Genomic DNA, 16662 nt, shown 5'->3' on the forward strand with positions numbered 1-16662 from the left:
GTCATGACCGATACCGCGCTGTCGTCCCCCGCTGCTGATCGCCCTGCATCGTTGCTGCTGTGGCGGTGGTTGTCGCTGTTGTACGACTTCTTCCCCGCGCTGGCGCTGTGGATGCTGCTCGGTGCGGTGTTCGTGGCGATCTATACGGTGAGCGGTCACGCAGAGCGGGAGAACATCGCCCCGTTCAGTGCGTGGCAGTGGGCGTTGTGGGCATGCTGCTGGGGCGTGACGGGCCTGTACGCGACGATGAGTTGGCGCCGCGGTGGGCAGACGCTGGGGATGCGGCCGTGGCGGTTGCAGGTGGTCTCGCTGGACGGCACGGTGCCGACGCGCGGGCAGTTGTGGCGGCGCTATGCGGTGGGGTCGCTGTCGGTGTTGGCGGCCGGCCTGGGATTCTGGTGGGCGCTGGTGGATCGGCAGCGGTTGACCTGGCATGACCGGGCCAGCGGGACGCGGGTCGTGCGGCTGCCGAAGCGCTGACGTGCTGACGCTCTGACGCCTTACAGACAACGCGAAAAGCAGCGTTTCCACTCTCTCTGCGTTTGCGGAGAGGCGCAACCCATTTCTGGGCCCGCTGCAAGTCCCGCTCCGCGGCCCGGCCCAGCCGCTGGCGGCTGTGCGTTCGGTCGGATGCGAGGCAGTGCCTCGCAAGCGATCCGCCCTCACCCATGTAAGCTCGTAGTGCGCCATCCATGGCGCACTACGGCCCTGAAATGGGCTGCGCCTCTCCGCATTGAAAGATTGCGAAGTGCGGCTGGTAAAAGCGGATTTGTTGCGCAGCTGACGTTTCGCACTGAATACCGGCTCTCGCGATCGAGGCGCCTTCAGGAGCGCAACCTCGATCGCGAAGTCGTACCTTCGCTCAATCGATCAAGCCTTCGTCGATCAATTGCTCAGTCGCTCAGTCGTTTAGTCGCCCAGTCGCCCAGTCGCCCAGTCGCCCAGTCGCCAAGATTGAACACAAACACCGACACTTCGCCAACCCAACAGAACGGTTGAGCCGGGCCATGCCCGGCTGCTCTCCCTCCCCCACCAGCACACTGTCGGAGGCGCGGCGGGATTGCCAGGCCGGGACCGTGTGCTGCCATGGATGGCAGCACACGAGCCTACATGGACGTACTTGCGGCGGGTCCCGGAATGGCGAGCCCGTCGCGCCTAGCTCGAGAGCACATGGAGGCCGCTTCGGCTTTGACGTTGGCTTCGGCGTTTGGCGTCTGGCGTCTGGCGTTCGAGCAGAGGAATCAGCCCGACTTACGTCGGAACAACAACCCGGATACCACCATCATCACGATCGGCGGCAACGCATACGCAATCCGGTAATCGAACTTCAACGCACCCGCCATACGCCCGAAGAACAACTGCAACAACCAGAAGCCCAACGCGAACAGAATGCCCAGGAACAACCGCTTGCCCATCCCACCACTGCGCAACGAACCGAACGCGAACGGCACCGCCGCCAGACACAGCGCCAGCACATTGAGCGGATAGAACCACCGGCTCCAGTACACATCCTCGTAATCGCGCGAATCCAGACCATTGCGCTTGCGGTACTCGATACTGGTCCGCAGATCCGACGCCGTCAGATTGCGCGGCTTGGAAATACCACTGGCCAACGCCGCCGCATCCAGCCGCGACGCCCACGGCTCGGACGCGATGTTCTCGCGCGTCGCCGACCGCTCACCGAAGGTGTCACGGCGGACCTTGTTCAACACCCAGCCGTTGTCGCCATGCTCGGCGGTCGTCGCGTACGTCAGCGAGGCCAGACGACCATCGTCGGCGATCTTGTACAGACGCACGTCGTGCAGGACCAGGCGTGTGCCACCCCCGTCCTGCAACTGCTCGTCCCCGCTCTGCGCATTGAGGAAGGTGTCGCCTTCGCGCGCCCATACCCCCGAATACCGGGCCGTGCTCAGGCTGTTGCCCCACTTGGCGCTGGCCTTGATCTCGTCCGCCTTGCCCTGACCCCACGGGCCCAGCGTCTCGCCACTGAACACCATCACCGCGGTCATCAGCGACAACGCGATCGCCACCGACGCACTCAGCCGCTTGCGCGACAGGCCCAGCGCACGCAGCGCGGTCAGTTCGGAGGTGGCGGCCAACTGGCCCAGGCCCATCAGCGCACCGATCACGGCGGCCGTGGGGAAGAAGGTATAGGCGCGGCGGGGCACGGTGTAGAGCACCCAGGCCGCGGCATGGCCGAGGGTGTAACTGCCTTTGCCGACATCCTTGAACTCGCCGGAGAAGGCCATCACCACGTCCAGGCCGACCAGAACGGCCCAGGTGAGCAGGACAGTGCCGAACACGGCACGGCCCAGGTACAGATCAAACCGCATGGGGCGGAACAGGGTCATGCGGTCCTCCGGGGACGCGACAGTTTGCCGTCGCGGAAATACATCCACAGCGCGAGCGCCAGCAGCGGCAAGGTCAGCCACCACAGGCCGGCCGCGCCGGGCAGCTTGCCATCGGCGATCCAGCGGGTGCCGATGAACATCAGGTTCATGCCCACCATGTAGGCCAGGAAGGCCAGCATCATCCGGCCGTAGCGCTGCTGGCGCGGCGAGCTGCGGGCCAGCGGCAGGGTCATCAGGGCAAAGGCCAGCGCGATCAGCGGCGGGGCGATGCGCGAGTGCAGCTGCGCCTGGGCCTCCGGGCGCTCATCGCCGAACAGCTGCGTGGTCGGCAGCAGCTCGGGATCGTCGTCCTTGCGGGTCTCGGCACCGTCAGGCATGGCCACGTCGTTGCGGGCGAACGTCATCAGCTTGTAGTCCAGCGCGCCGTTCGCCGGGCCCTGCACCTGATGACCCTCATCGAGCTCCAGGTACCGCTGCTTGGCCCCTTCGAAGTACATCCGGCCACGATCGGCGGAGATCACCTCGATGGTGTCGTCCTTCTGGCGCTGCATGAAGACCTTGCCCAGCTGGGTACCGTCGGGCGAGACCGAGGACAGGTAGACCACGCCGCCATTGGGCAGGGAGGTGAACTTGCCCGCCTCCAGGCCGGCCATGACCACGCTGCGGTTGGCCTCGTCGATCATTTTCTCACCGGTACGGTCGGCCCAGGGGCCCAGCCACAGTGAGCACAGCCCGATCAGGCCGACCACCGGCACCACCAGCATCAGCAGGGGGCGCAGCAGGCGCTTGGGGCCGACGCCGATGGCGGTGATGACCGCCATTTCCGAATCCCGGTAGAGCCGGGCGGTGGCCAGCAGCAGGCCCAGCATCAGCGCCAGCGGCAGGATCAGCGGCATATAGACGATGAACTGCAGGCCCAGCTGTGAGAACAGCAGGCGGGCAGGCAGGCGGCCGTCGGCGATGTTGCCGAGGATGTCCACCAGGACACCGCCGACGCTCACCACCAGCAACACAATCAGGGTGGCCAGGAAACTCTGGACGAAATCACGCAGGAGATAGCGATCGAGCTTCGACATGGGGCGGTGGTTTAAACTCTCGGATTCGTTCGCGGTGCTGCCCAGTCTACTGACGGGACGTAAACAGCTCGCGATTGTACGGATTTGCCAACGGAATCTGATCAATGGCCCTGGAATTCACCCTGAACCACGCATCGCCGGCCTCGGCCGAGTGCGATTGCGTCATCGTCGGCGCCTACGCCGACCAGACCCTGAGCCCGGCGGCACAGGCCCTGGACACTGCGTCCGGCGGCCGCCTGTCGGCCCTGATCGCCCGCGGCGACGTGGGCGGCAAGACCGGCAACACGACCCTGCTGCACGATCTGCCCGGCGTCACCGCCGCACGCGTGCTGGTGGTCGGTCTGGGCGAGCCGGCCAAGTTCGGCGTCCCGCAGTACCTCAAGGCGGTCGGCGATGCCAGCCGCGCCCTGAAGAGCGGGGTCAACCACCATGCGCTGTTCACCCTGACCGAGATCGAGGTCAAGGGCCGCGATGCCGCCTGGAACATCCGCCAGGCCATCATCACTGCCGACCACGCCGCCTACCGCTACAGCGCCACGCTGGGCAAGAAGAAGGCCGACGAGCCGGGCCTGACCACGCTGGCCATCGCCGGCACCGACACCCAGGCGCTGGCCCAGGGCCAGGCCATCGCCGCCGGCGTGCAGTACGCCCGCGAGCTGGGCAACCTCCCGCCGAACGTCTGCACCCCGGCCTACCTGGCCGAGTCCTCGGTCGCGTTCGCGCAGGCGCATGAAGGCGCCGAAGCGGAGGTGCTGGACGAGCAGCAGATGGAAGCGCTGGGCATGGGCTCGCTGCTGGCCGTGGCCCGTGGCTCGGCCAACCGCCCGCACCTGGTGGTGCTGAAGTGGAACAACGGCGGCGACGCCAAGCCCTACGTGCTGGTCGGCAAGGGCATCACCTTCGATACCGGTGGCGTCAACCTGAAGACCCAGGGCGGCATCGAAGAGATGAAGTACGACATGTGCGGTGGCGCCAACGTCATCGGCACCTTCGTCGCGGCCGTCACGGCCAAGCTGCCGCTGAACCTGGTGGTGGTGGTGCCGGCGGTCGAAAACGCCATCGACGGCAACGCCTACCGCCCGTCGGACGTGATCACCTCGATGTCGGGCAAGACCATCGAAGTGGGCAACACCGACGCCGAAGGCCGCCTGATCCTGTGCGACGCGCTGACCTACGCGCAGCGCTTCGAGCCGGCCGCGCTGATCGACGTGGCGACCCTGACCGGTGCCTGCCTGGTCGCGCTGGGCCACCAGACCGCCGGCCTGATGACCAAGCACGACGACCTGGCCAACGAGCTGCTGGCCGCCGGTGAGCACGTGTTCGACCGCGCCTGGCGCCTGCCGCTGTGGGACGAGTATCAGCCCATGCTGGATTCCAGCTTCGCCGACATCTACAACATCGGCGGCCGCTGGGCCGGTGCGATCACCGCGGGCTGCTTCCTGTCGCGCTTCGCCGAAGGCCAGCGCTGGGCCCATCTGGACATCGCCGGCGTGGCCAGCGACGAAGGCAAGCGCGGCATGGCCACCGGTCGCCCGGTCGGCCTGCTGAGCCAGTGGCTGCTGGACCAGGTCGCCCGCGCCTGATGCCCCGCCCGATCGCGGCCGCCTGCGGGTGGCCGCGATCCCGCCCGGCCTGGCGCCGGGTTCTCCCTCCGCTCCAGGCCCTGCCATGTCCCGTGCTGATTTCTACCTGATCGCCAAGCCCCGCTTCCTGACCGAGCCATTGCGCCTGGTCTGCGAACTGGCCCGCAAGGCCAATGACGCCGGGTTGTTCACCCTGGTGCTGGCACGCGACCAGGCCCAGGCCGAAGAGCTGGACGAGCTGCTGTGGGCGTTCGACAACGATGCCTACATCCCGCACCAGATCGCCGGCGAAGACATGGACGAAGAAGAGGCGCTGGTGCTGATCGCCGTGCCCGGCACCGAGGCCCCGGCCCGGCCGCTGGTGATCAACCTGCGCGACGATCCCTATCTGGCGGCCTGCGACCGCGTGCTGGAAGTGGTGCCGGCTGACCCGGAGGCGCGCGAACCGCTGCGCGAACGCTGGCGCCAGTACAAGGCACTGGGCTTTGACCTGAACAAGTACGACATGTAACCCGCGCGGCGCCCGTCCGGTCGCCGCCGCCCCCGGAGACCCTTGATGCGCCTGTTGATCGCCCTGATCTTTCCCTGGTTCGCCTTCTTCACCATCGGCCGCCCGATCGCAGGCATCCTCTGCCTGATCCTGCAGATCACGCTGATCGGCTGGCTGCCCGCCGCGATCTGGGCCGCCTACGCGGTCTCACAGTTCCATACCGACCAGAAGATCCGTCGCGCCTTAGGGCGCTGAGCTTCCGGCACCCCCACCTTCCGTATTCGATCCTGGTTCCCGCATGACCCAACTCGCCTCCAGCTACGACCCGAAAACCTTTGAAACCGCGCTGTACGACGCGTGGGAGAAGGCCGGCCATTTCAAGCCGTCCGGCAAGGGCGAGCCGTACACCATCCTGCTGCCGCCGCCGAACGTGACCGGCACGCTGCACATGGGCCATGCCTTCCAGCAGACCCTGATGGATGCGCTGGTGCGCTACCACCGGATGCGCGGCTACGACACGTTGTGGCAGGTGGGTACCGACCATGCCGGCATCGCTACCGAGATGGTGGTGTCACGCAATCTGGCGCTGGCCGGCAATGGCGAGACCCGCGATTCGCTGGGCCGCGACGGCTTCATCGAAAAAGTGTGGGAGTGGAAGGCGCAGTCCGGTGACACCATCGAGCGCCAGATGCGCCGTCTGGGCACCTCCAGCGACTGGTTGCGCAGCACCTTCACCATGGACCCGCAGCCGTCCGAAGCGGTGGTCGAGGCCTTCGTGCGCTGGCACGAGCAGGGCCTGATCTACCGTGGCCAGCGCCTGGTCAACTGGGATCCGGTGCTGAAGACGGCCATCTCCGATCTGGAAGTGGAGAGCGTGGAGGAAGACGGTTTCCTGTGGTCGATCAGCTACCCGCTGGCCGATGGCAGCGGCACCCTGACCGTGGCCACCACCCGCCCGGAAACCATGCTCGGCGATACCGCCGTGATGGTGCACCCCGAAGACGAGCGCTATGCGCATCTGATCGGCAAAATGGTCAAGCTGCCGCTGACCGACCGCGAGATCCCGGTGATCGCCGATGATTACGTCGACCGCGAGTTCGGTACCGGCGTGGTCAAGGTCACCCCCGCGCACGATTTCAACGATTACCAGGTCGGTCTGCGCCACAACCTGCCGATGATCAACCTGTTCACCCCGGTGGCGGCGATCAACGACAACGCCCCGGAGAAGTACCGCGGGCTGGACCGTTACGAAGCGCGCAAGGTGATCCTGGCCGAGCTGGAAGACCTGGGCATCCTGGTCGAAACCAAGGCGCACAAGCTGCAGGTGCCGCGCGGCGATCGCACCCAGCAGGTGATCGAGCCGTACCTGACCGACCAGTGGTTCGTGAAGATGGACGTGCTGGCCAAGCGCGGCCTGGAGCTGGTCGAGAACGGCAGCATCCAGTTCGTCCCGGCCAACTGGATCAACACCTACCGCCACTGGATGGAGAACATCCAGGATTGGTGCATCAGCCGCCAGCTGTGGTGGGGCCACCGCATTCCGGCGTGGTTCGACGATGCGGGCAACTGCTATGTCGGCCGTGATGAAGCCGAAGCGCGCGCGAAGAACAACCTCGCCGCCGACCTCGCCCTGCACCAGGACAGTGACGTGCTGGAGACCTGGTTCTCCTCGCAGCTGTGGCCGTTCTCCACCCTGGGCTGGCCGAACGAGCAGGCGATGGACGCGCGCGGTTTCGAGCGCTACCTGCCGTCGTCGGTGCTGATCACCGGGTTCGACATCATCTTCTTCTGGGTGGCCCGCATGATCATGGCCACCGACAGTTTCACCGGGAAGATTCCGTTCAAGGACGTCTACATCACCGGCCTGATCCGCGATGCGCAGGGTCAGAAGATGTCCAAGTCCAAGGGCAACGTGCTGGACCCGCTGGACATCATCGATGGCATCTCCATCGAGGACCTGGTCGCCAAGCGCACCACCGGCCTGATGAAGCCCAAGGACGCGCCGAAGATCGAGAAGGCGACGCGTCGCGAATTCCCCGAGGGCATCATCGCCCACGGTGCCGATGCGCTGCGCTTCACCATCGCCGCGCTGGCCACCCACGGCCGCGATATCAAGTTCGACATGAACCGCGCCGAGGGCTACAAGAACTTCTGCAACAAGCTGTGGAACGCCAGCCGCTTCACCCTGATGAACACCGAGGGCAGCAGCTTCACCGGCGTGCCGCAGCCGCGTACCGATGCCGAGCGCTGGATTCTCGCGCGCCTGGCCGCGGTCTCGGCCGAAGCGCAGACGCATTACGCCAACTACCGCTTCGATCTGCTGGCGCAGTGCCTGTACGAATTCGCCTGGAACGAGTTCTGCGACTGGTTCCTGGAGCTGACCAAGCCGGCCCTCAACGGTGCCGACGCCGACGATGCCAACAGCACCCGCCACACCCTGCTGTACGTGCTGGAAGCGCTGCTGCGCCTGCTGCACCCGCTGACCCCGTTCGTCACCGAGCAGCTGTGGCGTCAGGTCGCCCCGCGCCTGGGCATCACCGACGACACCATCTCGCTGCGTCCGTACCCGACCGCCGAGGAGTTCGCGGGTGATTTCGCCCGCGCCGAAGCCGACGTGGAATGGCTGAAGTCGATGGTCAACGCCCTGCGCCGCGTGCGCAGCGAGTTGAACGTGCCGCCGTCCAAGCTGGTGCCGCTGCTGCTGCAGGGGGGCAACGACGATGACCGCGCGCGCATGACCCGCTTCACCTCCTCGCTGTCGTTCCTGCTCAAGCTGGAACGCATCGAATGGCTGGCCAACGGCAGCGACACGCCGCCGGCCGCCGCTGCGATCGTGGGCGATCTCACTCTGCTGGTGCCGCTGGAGGGCCTGGTCGATCTGGGCGCAGAGCGCGCGCGCCTGGACAAGGAAATCGCCCGGGTGGAATCGGAGAAGGAAAAGAGCGGGACCAAGCTGGCCAAGTTCACCGACAAGGTGCCGGCCGCCGTGGTCGAGCAGGAACGCGTGCGCCTGGTCGAGTGGACCGCCCAGCTGGATGGCCTGCGTTCGCAGCGCGCGAAGCTGTAAGCGCTTGGGGGGAGGTAGTGCCACGCCATGCGTGGCTGCCTTCCGGGGCGGGATGACGTGCAGCCACCCATGGGGTGGCTCTACCCTGGGCCGATGATGTCGCTGTCCCTCTTCTGCATCGTGCTGTTCGCCGCGCTGCTGCATGCCAGCTGGAACGCGATCGTCAAACGCGGCACCGACACGCTGTTGACCACGATCCTGGTCACCGGCTCGGCGGCGCTGATCGCTGCGATCGCGCTGCCGTTCGTGGCCGCCCCCGCACCACAGAGCTGGCCATGGCTGGCCGCCTCGACCCTGCTCCAGGTCGGGTATTACGTGCTCGTCGCACGTACCTATCAATTGACCGACATGAGCGCGTCCTACCCGCTGATGCGCGGCTGCGCGCCGATCCTGGTCGCGTTGATCAGTACGCTGTTTCTGGGTGAACGCCTGGCGTGGATCGCGTGGAGCGGCATTGCGCTGATCTGCCTGGGCATCCTGTGCATGACCCGCGGCACCCCGCGCCAGCATCTGTGGCTGCCGCTGCTCAATGCCGGGGTCATCGCCACCTACACCCTGGTCGATGGCTGGGGCGCACGGCACTCGGGCGCTGCGGTGAGCTACACGCTATGGCTGTTCCTGCTTTCCGGCCTGCCCCTGCCGCTGTGGGCGTTGTGCACCCGTGCGGGCGCGCTGCGTCACTATGCGCGCCGCAACTGGGGCTACGGGATCATCGGCGGCGTCGGCACGCTGGTCTCGTACGGGCTGGCCCTGTGTGCCATGACGGTCGCGCCGATCGCGCTGATCGCCGCGCTGCGCGAAACCTCGATCCTGTTCGGCATCCTGATCTCGGCCTGGCTCCTGCGCGAACGCGTTACCCGCCAACGCTGGATCGCCGCCGGCCTGATCGTGCTCGGGGCGATCGTGCTGCGGATGGCGTAGCGCCACCCCATGGGTGGCTCTACACCACGCTGTCAGAGCGGCGGCATCACCTGGATATCGTCGTCGACCAGCTCGATGGCCATCACCAGCGCATCCTCGCGCCCGTCGCGGGCGGGGTAATAACGCGGGCGGCGGCCGATCTCATTGAATCCCTCACTGTGGTACAGCGCCACCGCCGAGGTATTGGACGGGCGCACTTCGAGGAACACGCGGTGCGCGCCATGGTCGCGTGCCAGCTTCACCAGCGCGCGCAGCAGGTAGCGGCCGTGGCCACGCGACTGGCACAGCGGGTCCACGCAGATATTGAGGATATGGGCTTCGTCGGCGGCGATGCTGAGCAGGCCGTAGCCCATCAGCAGGCCATCCTCTTCCATCGCCAGGCCGGGATAACCGGCACGCAGGCAGTCCTGGAAGATGCCGCGGGTCCACGGGTACGGGTAACCGCGCACCTCGATCGCCATCACTGCATTGAGGTCGCTTTCGCGCAACGCGCGCAACGACAACGGCCGTGGCGAGCTCACCGCGCTCACGGGCGGCCCCGCTTGCGCAGGGCGCGCAGCTGCGGCCACAACGCGCGCTTGGCGGCGGCGCTGCTGCGCAGTTCGTCCAGGTTCCAGCTGGCCATCAAGGCCTGGGTGTCCGGCTCGGCCGGGTTGCAGCCGGAGGCGCGCAGCAGGGCGATCTGCAGGCGATCGGGCATCCGCACCGCGGCGCGGCGGCCTCCGCCTGCGCGTGCCGGCGTGGCCGCCGGGACGGGCGGCGGCGCGCCTTCTTCGGCCGTGCGCGGCGCGCTTCGGCGTACCGGTGCGGGCGCATCCACCGCCGGTGCCGGCCGTGATTGGCGCACGGGCGCGGCCGACTCGGCGAGCGGCGCCGCGCTGAGCTGGACATCAGGTACCGCAGCGGCCTCCGGCTCGACACTGCCGTCGACGAACACCGTGTAGCCCATCGCCTGCAGCCAGGACTGCTGCGCCGGCGACCACAATGGCGGCAGCGCCTGCCCGCTCACGCGTTCGGCTCGACCGTCTTGCGGGTGCGCTGCCACACCCAGTAACACGGGCCGGACAAGGCATACACCACGCCCACCGCGAACAGCACGCGCGGCAGATCAATGACCATGATCGCGATGGCGATCGGCACCAGGGCCAGCGCCAGGAACGGCACGCGGTCCGCGCGCGGCCCCCGCTCGCCACTGCCCTTGAAGCTCCAGAAGCGGATCCGGCTCACCATCAGCAGCGCCGCCACCAGGGTTACGCCCAGCGCGACATAGCGCAGCTGGTTGCCGTCCCAGCCGAGGTTGCCATCGGCGAAGGCCCAGACGAAGGACATCATCAGGCCCGCGGCGGCCGGGCTGGCCAGACCGATGAACCAGCGTTTATCGACCACGCTGACCTGGGTATTGAAACGGGCCAGGCGCAGGGCAGCACAGGCGGCATACAGGAAGGCGACGGCCCAGCCGACACGGCCCATCACCGGGTCGTCGAACTTCAGCCAGGACAGCGACCAGTGGTACATCACCAGGGCCGGGGCCATGCCGAAGCTGACCAGATCGGCCAAGGAGTCGTACTGAACGCCGAATTCGCTGCTGGTGCCGGTCAGGCGGGCCACGCGGCCGTCCAGGCCATCCATGACCGCGGCGACGAACACGGCGACGGCGGCATTGACGAAGTCGCCATTGGCCGCGGCGATGATCGCGTAGAAGCCGGCGAACAGGCCTGCGGTGGTGAACAGGTTGGGCAGCAGGTAAATGCTGCGCGAGCGCGGCGGGGGTTTCATCTGATCCATGCGGGCAGTTTAGCTTGCCAGCAGCGGCCCCGGGGTGCTGCAATCGCGGTTCTGCCCCGTTCCCGGAGTTGCCATGCGTGCCCTGTCCCGTCTGAGCGCCCTGCTGCTGCTCGCCAGCGCCACGGCCAGCGCCGGCAACATCTATAAGTGGAAAGACGCCAACGGCGTCACCCACTACTCGGAGAAGCCCCCCGCCGGCAAGACGTACGAGGCCCGCCAGGTCGAGAACCGCGACCCGCTCCCGCGCGAGACGGCAGCCGCCCCGGCAGAGAACAAGGAGTGCACCAGCGCCCGCGGCAACCTCACCCTGCTCAACGGGCCGGGCAAGGTGATGCAGGACACCGATGGCGACGGCAAGGCCGATATGACCCTGACCGACGCGCAACGCAGCGCCCAGAAAACCCTGGCCGAGGCCGCCATCCAGGCCTACTGCACGCCCAAGGCCTGAGCCGCGCAGCCCGGCTGAGGCGCTAAAACCGCCTCCGGCACCCATCGCGGCGGCCGGACTGGCAGAATATCGGCTTCTGCCGTTCAGCGAAGCCGACGATGCGCCTCTCCCAGTTCCACCTGCACACCACCAAGGAAACCCCCAGCGACGCGGAGCTGACCAGCCACCGCTTGATGCTGCGCGCGGGCATGATCCGCAAGCTGGCCTCGGGGCTGTACACCTGGTCGCCGCTGGGCCTGCGCGTGCTGCGCAAGGTCGAGCGCATCGTGCGTGAGGAAATGGAGCGTGCCGGCGCGGTGGAATTCCAGATTCCGACCATCCAGCCCAAGGAACTGTGGGAAGCCACCGGCCGCTGGGAAAAGTTCGGCCCGCAGCTGCTGAAGATCAAGGATCGCAAGGAGCAGGTGTTCTGCTACAGCCCGACCGCTGAAGAAGCCGCCGCCGATTTCGCGCGCCAGGAGCTGTCCAGCTACAAACAGCTGCCGGTCAATTTCTTCCAGATCCAGACCAAGTTCCGCGATGAGATCCGCCCGCGCTTCGGCGTGATGCGCTCGCGCGAATTCCTGATGAAGGATGCCTATTCCTTCCACCTGCACGATGAGTGCCTGGTGCGCGAATACGAGAACATGAAATCGGCCTACAGCCGCATCTTCACCCGCCTGGGTCTGGATTTCCGCATGGTGCAGGCCGACTCCGGTGCGATCGGGGGTGATGCGTCGCAGGAATTCCACGTGATCGCCGATTCGGGCGAAGACGCACTGGTGTTTTCCACCGGCTCGGATTACGCGGCCAATATGGAAGCGGCCATCGCCGCGGCCCCGGGCGAGCGCCCGGCCGCCAGCGAAGCGCTGCGTAAAATCGATACGCCCACGCAGAAAACCTGTGAGGCCGTCGCCGCCCTGCTTGGCCTGGGGCTGGAGCGCACGGTCAAGTCGATCGCGATCATGAGCGAGGCCGGTTTCGTGCTGGCGCTGGTACGCGGCGATCACGACGTCAATGAAATCAAACTCGGCAAGGTCGAGGGCCTGCAGGGATACCGCATGGCCAGCGAGGCGGAGATCGCCACGCATCTGGGCAGCGAGCCGGGCTTCCTCGGCCCGCTCAACCCGGCACAGCCGATCCGCATCGTGGCCGACCGTGACGTCGCCGCGCTGGCCGATTTCGTCATCGGTGCCAATGAAGCCGGGTTCCACATCGCTGGCGTCAACTGGGGCCGTGACCTGCCCGAGCCGGAGGTAGCGGATATCCGCAACGCCAAGGCCGGTGATCGCGCCGCCGATGGTGGTGAACTGAAAATCGCGCGCGGCATCGAAGTCGGCCACGTGTTCCAGCTCGGCCGCCAGTATGCACAGGCATTGAATGCGACCGTGCTTGACGAGAACGGCAAGGCTGCGGTGTTGGCGATGGGCTGCTACGGCATCGGTATTTCGCGCATCGTCGCCGCGGCGATCGAACAGAATCACGACGACGTCGGCATTATCTGGCCGGACGCGATGGCGCCGTGGCAGGTCGTGGTCTGCATGATCAATCCGAAGCAGGACGAGACCGTGTCGTCCACCGCCGCCGAGCTGCTGGCGCAGCTGCAGGCCGCAGGCCTGGATGTGGCGCTGGATGACCGAGGTCTGCGCCCGGGTGCGATGTTCGCCGACATGGAATTGATCGGCGTACCCCATCGGATCGTGGTGTCCGAACGCGGCGTCGCCGCCGGGACATTCGAGTACCGCGCGCGCAGCGCGGCCGAAGCGGAGGTCCTCGACCGGGACGCACTGCTGGCGAAATTGACGAAGTGATGACAGGGCCGGGTGAGATATCCCGGCCTTTTCAATGGTGCCGCCGGTTTCAATATGTCCGGCGTGTTTGTGCATTTCGCAAAAGAGAATGTATGCTGTTTCCGACGCCAAGGACCGGCTCACCCTGTCCTTAATATATTGCGGAGTAGTAGATGAGTATCGACCTGAGCGGCCTGTCCGCCAAAGAGCTGGGCGCGCTGATCAAGAACGCCAAGAAGCAGCAGACCATCGTCGCCAAGCGTCCGGCGATCACCAAGGTCCGCGCGCAGCTGACCAAGCTGGCCAAGGCCCAGGGCTATTCGGTGGAAGAGCTGTTCGGCGGCGCCGTCCCGGCTGCTCGTGGCCGTGCCGCGAGCAAGGCAACCAAGGCCCCGGCCAAGGCCGTGCGCAAGCTCGGCAAGGTCGCCCCGAAGTATCGCAACCCGGCCAACCCGAAGGAAACCTGGACCGGCCGTGGCAAGCAGCCGCGCTGGCTGGCCGCGCATACCGCCAAGGGCAAGAAGGTCGAAGAGTTCCTGATCAAGAAGTAAGCCGGCCAGTCACTGCTGCACATCAAAACGCCGGCCTCGCGCCGGCGTTTTCGTCCCCGTTGATCGAGCGCGCGGTGACCGGGGAGGTCAGAGATTCTTGCGCGCCGGGATCAGCAGATTGCCGAACAGCAGACCGGCCACCAGCGCCATCACCACGTTGAGCACGGTCATCAGCACGGTCTGGCCGGCGCTCATGTCCTGCTGCTGGACCAGGGTCAGCACGCCGCGCAGGCTGGTACTGCCGGGCACCAGCATGATGATGCCCGGCAGGCGGATGATCGCGCCCGGGCGCTGCGCCAGCCGACCAAACAGATTGCCGGCGGCGGTCAGCAGCATCGCGGACATGAAAATGCCGGCCGGGATGCCCCACGCCTGTCCGGCGAATTTCGAGATCGCATAACCGGCAACGGCCGCCGCCATCACCCAGGGGAAATCGCGGCGGTTGGCCTTGAACAACATGGCGAACGCGAACGCGGCCAGCAGCAACGCGCCCCATTCCACCCAATCGGCCTGCGGCCGCGAGGCGCGGACCAGCGGTTCCAGCCCGACGATGCCCGACAGCGTCACCGCGATCACCGCGCCCACCGTCAGTTTCAGGATCGTGGTCACCGCACCGGCAAACCGCGCCGTGCCGGAGACCCAGTGCTGGCTGGCCAGCTCGTTGACCGCATTGGTCAGCGACATCCCGGGCAGCAGCACCACCAGCGAGGCGATGATCACCGTGTTGAGGTTGAGCGCCCCGATGAAGGAAGCCACCAGCGTCGCCACCGAGCCGGCCAGCAGCGCCGCCAACGCTTCGTTGGCCTCGCGCGTGGCCGGGCGGCGGTCGGTATACATGCCCATGACGCCGATCAGCAGGCCGATCACGCCGGCGGTGGCGATGTCCAGCCACGGCAGCTTCCACAGGCCGGCCACGCCTGCCGCGCCAAGGCTGTAAGAAAGAATGGTGCGGATCTTGCCCCAGCGGCCCGGATCCTTGTCCAGCTGGCGCAGCGCGGTATGGCCCTGCGCGATGCTCATGGTGCCGTTGGCCACCGCATCGGTGATCTGGTCGGCGATGCTGAGTTTATGCAGGTCGTTCTCGCCCGGTGCCAGGCGGATAACACGGGTGATGTCGGACGAACCGATCGCCTTGGTGGGGTCGCTGAAACTCAGGATCAGGCCGGTCGGGTTCGACCACGGCTCGCAATCCAGGTCCAGGCGTTGCGCCAGCGCGACCACGGCCGCTTCCAGCCGCTGCGCGGTGGTGCCATAGCTGTGCAGGCGCCCGGCCATTTCCGAAACGAAGGCCACGCGCTGTGCGTAGGTGGCCGGTGGTGCAACGATGGTGGGGGCGTCGTCAGACATGCGGCGTAGTATTACCCGAACACGCCCCGGCCTGAAGAATCCCGGTGTCATCGCATCGCGGCATGGCGGCCCGGGTGTTGCCGAGCGACGCGTTCAGCCCCATCCGGCGCATACGCGAGCCATGCACCCGGACAGGGTATGCTGCGCGCAGGACGCCTACATGACCTCAGACCAAGCCCCCCATCTCGAGCAGGATGCCCAAGACCCCGGTCTGATCCGGTTGTCTGGCCATTGGACATTACGCACCGCGCTGGACGCGGCCGAAGTGCTGCGTGGCCTTCCGGAGAAAGTGACCGGTCTGGACGCGAGCGGGATCACCCTGCTCGACTCGGCCGGCGTGCTGCAGCTGCTGCGTGTAGCGCACCGCGCCGACCTTGGCGAGGACGCCGTGACGTTCCGCGAGGAGCATCGCGCGCTGGTCTCCACCATCGAGGAAGTCGCCGACGACCGGCCCAAGGCCAAGCGCGACTTCGGTGTGCTCGCCGCACTGGAACGGCTCGGTGTCAGCGTGCACGGCATGGGTCACAACATCGTGGCACTGGCCAGTTTCCTGGGCGAGAACCTGGTCAAGGGTGCGCGGTTGATCAAGGAACCGCGCCGATTCCGTCTCACCGCCACGGTCGCCCAGATGGAACAGGTCGGCCTGGATGCGGTGCCGCTGGTCGCCCTGCTGTCCTACCTGGTGGGTGCGGTGATCGCCTTCCTCGGCTCCACGATCCTGCGCGACTTCGGCGCGGAGATCTATGTGGTCGAGCTGGTCAGCATCGCCTTCCTGCGCGAGTTCGCGGTGCTGTTGACCGCGATCGTGCTGGCCGGCCGCACCGCCAGTGCGTTCACCGCGCAGATCGGTGCGATGAAGGCGCGCGAAGAAATCGACGCAATGAAAACGTTGGGCCTGGACCCGGTCGATCTGCTGGTGCTGCCGCGCTTGATCGCCCTGCTGATCACCCTGCCGCTGCTCACCTTCATCGCGATGATCGCCGGCCTGGCCGGTGGCATCACGGTGGGCGCGTTCGATCTGGATATCCCGCCGCAGATGTATATCGCGCGGATGCACGACACCATGGAAGTGCGCAACATGCTGGTGGGCCTGTCCAAAGCCCCGGTGTTCGCACTGGTGATCGGCCTGATCGGCTGCCTGGAAGGCCTGAAGGTCGAAGGCACCGCGCAGTCGGTCGGCGAGCGCACCACTTCCAGCGTAGTGCAGGCGATTTCGCTGGTGATCATCCTCGACGCGTTCGCCGCGCTGTGGTTCATGAAGATGGGCTGGTAAC

General features: G+C 66.7%; 15 protein-coding genes and 1 pseudogene. 10 read left to right on the plus strand and 6 right to left on the minus strand.

Annotated elements, in window-relative coordinates; genetic code table 11:
* The first annotated feature begins 3 nt into the window (after nucleotides 1-3).
* A complete protein-coding gene (locus tag K4043_RS14050; RefSeq protein ID WP_260232157.1) occupies nucleotides 4-480 on the plus strand; it encodes an RDD family protein in 477 nt (158 codons plus the stop codon).
* 761 nt (nucleotides 481-1241) lie between these two features.
* Here K4043_RS14050 and lptG read toward each other — a convergent pair.
* Both lptG and lptF read right to left on the minus strand, forming a co-directional pair.
* Nucleotides 1242-2351 (minus strand): LPS export ABC transporter permease LptG, encoded by a 1110-nt coding sequence (lptG, locus tag K4043_RS14055; RefSeq protein WP_260232307.1) that lies wholly within the window; start codon nucleotides 2349-2351, stop codon nucleotides 1242-1244.
* Nucleotides 2348-3427, minus strand: coding sequence for an LPS export ABC transporter permease LptF (gene lptF / locus K4043_RS14060; protein ID WP_123731217.1), 1080 nt, complete (start codon nucleotides 3425-3427; stop codon nucleotides 2348-2350). The genes lptG and lptF overlap by 4 nt, the downstream gene beginning before the upstream one ends.
* A gap of 104 nt (nucleotides 3428-3531) precedes the next feature.
* Between lptF and K4043_RS14065 the strand changes: the two genes are divergently transcribed.
* From K4043_RS14065 to K4043_RS14085, 5 genes are all read left to right on the plus strand, one after another.
* A complete protein-coding gene (locus K4043_RS14065; protein WP_259261789.1) occupies nucleotides 3532-5010 on the plus strand; it encodes a leucyl aminopeptidase in 1479 nt (492 codons plus the stop codon).
* Nucleotides 5011-5095: 85 nt separating this feature from the next.
* Nucleotides 5096-5521 carry a DNA polymerase III subunit chi gene (locus tag K4043_RS14070; protein ID WP_019182556.1) on the plus strand — a complete coding sequence of 142 codons (426 nt, stop codon included), beginning with the start codon at nucleotides 5096-5098 and terminating at the stop codon, nucleotides 5519-5521.
* A gap of 45 nt (nucleotides 5522-5566) precedes the next feature.
* A complete protein-coding gene (locus tag K4043_RS14075) occupies nucleotides 5567-5755 on the plus strand; it encodes a YqaE/Pmp3 family membrane protein (RefSeq protein WP_088432079.1) in 189 nt (62 codons plus the stop codon).
* A gap of 43 nt (nucleotides 5756-5798) precedes the next feature.
* Entirely contained in the window at nucleotides 5799-8567 is a 2769-nt protein-coding gene (locus K4043_RS14080) for a valine--tRNA ligase (protein ID WP_265309669.1), read from the plus strand.
* Between the two features lie 96 nt (nucleotides 8568-8663).
* A complete protein-coding gene (locus K4043_RS14085; RefSeq protein ID WP_265309670.1) occupies nucleotides 8664-9488 on the plus strand; it encodes a DMT family transporter in 825 nt (274 codons plus the stop codon).
* 32 nt (nucleotides 9489-9520) lie between these two features.
* Here the strand turns inward: K4043_RS14085 and rimI are convergent, their stop codons facing one another.
* From rimI to pssA, 3 genes are read right to left on the minus strand one after another with little or no spacing between them, the layout of a single operon-like run.
* A complete protein-coding gene (gene rimI / locus K4043_RS14090; RefSeq protein WP_121042847.1) occupies nucleotides 9521-10018 on the minus strand; it encodes a ribosomal protein S18-alanine N-acetyltransferase in 498 nt (165 codons plus the stop codon).
* A complete protein-coding gene (locus K4043_RS14095) occupies nucleotides 10015-10497 on the minus strand; it encodes a hypothetical protein (RefSeq protein ID WP_260232308.1) in 483 nt (160 codons plus the stop codon). Before K4043_RS14095 ends, rimI begins: the two co-directional genes overlap by 4 nt.
* Nucleotides 10494-11273: a CDP-diacylglycerol--serine O-phosphatidyltransferase gene (gene pssA, locus K4043_RS14100; protein WP_123731220.1), complete on the minus strand. Its 780-nt coding sequence runs from the start codon at nucleotides 11271-11273 to the stop codon at nucleotides 10494-10496. Before pssA ends, K4043_RS14095 begins: the two co-directional genes overlap by 4 nt.
* A gap of 73 nt (nucleotides 11274-11346) precedes the next feature.
* On the opposite strand from pssA, the gene K4043_RS14105 reads away from it, so the two are divergent.
* The 3 genes and pseudogenes from K4043_RS14105 to K4043_RS14115 all read left to right on the plus strand — a co-directional run.
* Entirely contained in the window at nucleotides 11347-11721 is a 375-nt protein-coding gene (locus K4043_RS14105; RefSeq protein ID WP_265309671.1) for a DUF4124 domain-containing protein, read from the plus strand.
* Between the two features lie 98 nt (nucleotides 11722-11819).
* Complete coding sequence (locus K4043_RS14110; protein WP_265309672.1) at nucleotides 11820-13511, plus strand: proline--tRNA ligase; 1692 nt, start codon at nucleotides 11820-11822, stop codon at nucleotides 13509-13511.
* Between the two features lie 152 nt (nucleotides 13512-13663).
* Nucleotides 13664-14038 (plus strand): annotated as a pseudogene (locus K4043_RS14115) (H-NS histone family protein); the annotation flags it as partial.
* A 90-nt stretch (nucleotides 14039-14128) separates the two neighbouring features.
* Here K4043_RS14115 and K4043_RS14120 read toward each other — a convergent pair.
* Complete coding sequence (locus K4043_RS14120) at nucleotides 14129-15388, minus strand: threonine/serine exporter (RefSeq protein ID WP_265309673.1); 1260 nt, start codon at nucleotides 15386-15388, stop codon at nucleotides 14129-14131.
* A gap of 160 nt (nucleotides 15389-15548) precedes the next feature.
* On the opposite strand from K4043_RS14120, the gene K4043_RS14125 reads away from it, so the two are divergent.
* Complete coding sequence (locus K4043_RS14125; RefSeq protein WP_046273799.1) at nucleotides 15549-16661, plus strand: ABC transporter permease; 1113 nt, start codon at nucleotides 15549-15551, stop codon at nucleotides 16659-16661.
* Nucleotide 16662 lies beyond the last annotated feature (1 nt).

This window comes from Stenotrophomonas sp. SRS1, from assembly GCF_026130205.1.
GTDB classification, from domain to species: domain Bacteria; phylum Pseudomonadota; class Gammaproteobacteria; order Xanthomonadales; family Xanthomonadaceae; genus Stenotrophomonas; species Stenotrophomonas rhizophila_B.

Excerpts from the sequence above, each read along its gene's own strand:
- K4043_RS14050 (WP_260232157.1), top strand. The coding sequence starts at position 4 with ATGACCGATACCGCGCTGTCGTCCCCCGCTGCTGATCGCCCTGCATCG.
- lptG (WP_260232307.1), bottom strand. The coding sequence starts at position 2,351 with ATGACCCTGTTCCGCCCCATGCGGTTTGATCTGTACCTGGGCCGTGCC.
- lptF (WP_123731217.1), bottom strand. The coding sequence starts at position 3,427 with ATGTCGAAGCTCGATCGCTATCTCCTGCGTGATTTCGTCCAGAGTTTC.
- K4043_RS14065 (WP_259261789.1), top strand. The coding sequence starts at position 3,532 with ATGGCCCTGGAATTCACCCTGAACCACGCATCGCCGGCCTCGGCCGAG.
- K4043_RS14070 (WP_019182556.1), top strand. The coding sequence starts at position 5,096 with ATGTCCCGTGCTGATTTCTACCTGATCGCCAAGCCCCGCTTCCTGACC.
- K4043_RS14075 (WP_088432079.1), top strand. The coding sequence starts at position 5,567 with ATGCGCCTGTTGATCGCCCTGATCTTTCCCTGGTTCGCCTTCTTCACC.
- K4043_RS14080 (WP_265309669.1), top strand. The coding sequence starts at position 5,799 with ATGACCCAACTCGCCTCCAGCTACGACCCGAAAACCTTTGAAACCGCG.
- K4043_RS14085 (WP_265309670.1), top strand. The coding sequence starts at position 8,664 with ATGTCGCTGTCCCTCTTCTGCATCGTGCTGTTCGCCGCGCTGCTGCAT.
- pssA (WP_123731220.1), bottom strand. The coding sequence starts at position 11,273 with ATGGATCAGATGAAACCCCCGCCGCGCTCGCGCAGCATTTACCTGCTG.
- K4043_RS14105 (WP_265309671.1), top strand. The coding sequence starts at position 11,347 with ATGCGTGCCCTGTCCCGTCTGAGCGCCCTGCTGCTGCTCGCCAGCGCC.
- K4043_RS14110 (WP_265309672.1), top strand. The coding sequence starts at position 11,820 with ATGCGCCTCTCCCAGTTCCACCTGCACACCACCAAGGAAACCCCCAGC.
- K4043_RS14120 (WP_265309673.1), bottom strand. The coding sequence starts at position 15,388 with ATGTCTGACGACGCCCCCACCATCGTTGCACCACCGGCCACCTACGCA.
- K4043_RS14125 (WP_046273799.1), top strand. The coding sequence starts at position 15,549 with ATGACCTCAGACCAAGCCCCCCATCTCGAGCAGGATGCCCAAGACCCC.